The sequence below is a fragment of the Pseudoduganella violaceinigra DSM 15887 genome, assembly GCF_000425385.1.
Classification (GTDB): Bacteria; Pseudomonadota; Gammaproteobacteria; order Burkholderiales; family Burkholderiaceae_D; genus Rugamonas; species Rugamonas violaceinigra.
In genome coordinates, this window is record NZ_AUDI01000038.1 from 1 (window position 1) to 2,119 (window position 2,119).

A 2,119-nucleotide genomic window follows, 5' to 3' on the forward strand; every position below is an offset into this window, starting at 1 on the left:
ATCGGCATAGATGTCGCGGCTGGTATTGGCCGGATCAATGACGTCTTCGAAATGCAGGGTGTCGTACTCACTCGCAGTGCTGACCTTGATTTTGCGCGCTAGCTTATAACGCTTGTCGGCGCTGGCCGAGAGCTTATAGCCGTAGTAGGCCTTTTCGTGCTTGATAGTCCAGCGTGCATCGGTATCCTTCTGGCGGCGTTTGGTTGGCTTCCAGTTAGACGGCATGGCCTGCGCGCGCCCGCTTTGGGTTTAAAAAAGCGCCCTCCAGCCCCCCCAATTCCAACTGAACACTGAACGGGACAAGGAGATGTGGACGAACCCGTCCAGGGCTTGCTTTGCCCTGGCGGTTCAGGATGCTCATTCATCGTCATTGAGCAGAATATGGAAGAAACTGCGACATACACTAGATCAAATTGAAGGTGCCGCTTTCGGAACGTGGCGATTCCTCGCGAAAAATCGCCCTGTCAACATGCCCCCAAACCTTTCTGGAAGTCTGGACGGGGCAGCAAATCCCTATTCTTTCTGGACTTCTGCATGAGGCGCAACACAATCAGGACAAAACAATTCCAACACTTCTCTATCGAATCTCGAAAGATCTGGATCAAGTCGTTCCAAGCAAGCCTCAAATGCATGTACACCGGCCTCTTCAATAAATTGATACTCCGCTTCATAAATCGGAATTAGCCAGTAGAAATTGATGTCCCTCAATTCTGAAAACACGTCATCCGCGAAGTAGCATGGAGGTGAAGTATAGATCCCGACAAAATCGTAGTCCCGAAGCAAGCGTCCTTTGACCTTGAAATAGTCGCCAACGACGATGCTCTCCCTATTTTTCTCAAAATGGAGCTGAAGATAAGTCGCCATAAATGCGTTTAAATCTTCATCTTTTGTTATTGTCGAAGGGTCGTAAATTATGACAAATTCGCATGCCACGTCGGGAAATCTTTCGCTTACCCCATTTGTAATTATGGATCTCACCCCTTTATACGGGCGATCTTCAAACTCCATAATATCCACGTCCCACTCAGGAGCCAGCTGAAATCGCTCAACCCTTTCAGGGCGCTTAGCTAATCCAGCACTTAGGCCCAAGGAAACTCTACTTTTTTCCAACATTCTTTACTCATCCGTTTTTTGGTTACGAGCATGTCCAATGCGCGCGCCACCAGAAGCATTGTACGGCACACACTCAACTTCGACACGTTGCTGATATTTCTCAGACACTTGTTTCCGCGTAAAGTCTTCGCCTTTAGGGAACCTCGATTAACCGACAATTCGGACTTGGGGGACGTGCAAAAGGTGGCGTAAGTGGGGAAATCCCCCATGCTCGCTCCCCAGCTCAGTGCTATTTCTCGTCCGTCACCACCATTTTCAGTGATGTGGGCGGACTTCGGGGCAGCCCCGTACAACTTGGTGCGGATCCGCTGTCCACAACCAGCGCAGTGACCGGAATTCGCTCTAAATCAGCCTGAAACCCCTGATATAGCCCCGAAAAACCCTGCTTGCGATGGAAAAACCAACTAACACCGTCATCCGGTAACGGCGTCGGCAGGTATCACCAGTATTTCAACAGCCTGCTACATCAATTGATACCGCGCCCTTGCTTCATCAAGAATATTCATAAGTACATCTTCGTCAATGCGATACTTCTCAGAATCTCTAACGCCAGCCCAATCCTCGTCAAACAAAATCTCCATAATAAAGAGCTCAAGTCCGAGGATTTTAAATCCCTGAACCAATTCTCTGATTTCTCTATCTTTATCAAGGTGATCGTTTAAGAACAATTCGGCTTTATAAAAGATACCTACCCTCCCTTTCTGCAAACACGTCAATGCAGAACTCAGGGAAAGCCCAGTAACTTGCCGAACAAACTTCACTGCGCCCATAACGTTTGTTGGCTGTGCGACCGACATAGATATTTTTGCCATTAGAAAATTGCTCCTTACCCGTCCAGGGCTTGCTTCGCCCTGGTGGTTCAAGATGCTCATTCATTGAGCAGATATGGAAGAAACTGCGACATGCGCTAACTCAGATTTGGGCTGACGCTTTCGGAACGAAGCGATTTTCCGCGAAAAATCGCCCCGACAACATCCACCCTATCCTTTCTGGACGTCTGGACGGG

The 2,119-nt window shown here is 48.7% G+C and carries 2 protein-coding genes and 1 pseudogene; all 3 read right to left on the reverse strand.

Annotation, left to right across the window (positions count from 1 at the left end; all coding sequences use genetic code 11):
- Nucleotides 1-228 (reverse strand): annotated as a pseudogene (locus tag H597_RS31255) (transposase); the annotation flags it as partial.
- Between the two features lie 285 nt (nt 229-513).
- On the reverse strand, nt 514-1,113 hold the full coding sequence (locus H597_RS0116440) for a suppressor of fused domain protein (RefSeq protein ID WP_028103092.1): 600 nt from the start codon (nt 1,111-1,113) through the stop codon (nt 514-516).
- A gap of 461 nt (nt 1,114-1,574) precedes the next feature.
- Nucleotides 1,575-1,925, reverse strand: coding sequence for a hypothetical protein (locus tag H597_RS0116445; RefSeq protein WP_154668139.1), 351 nt, complete (start codon nt 1,923-1,925; stop codon nt 1,575-1,577).
- Between the last annotated feature and the right edge of the window lie 194 nt (nt 1,926-2,119).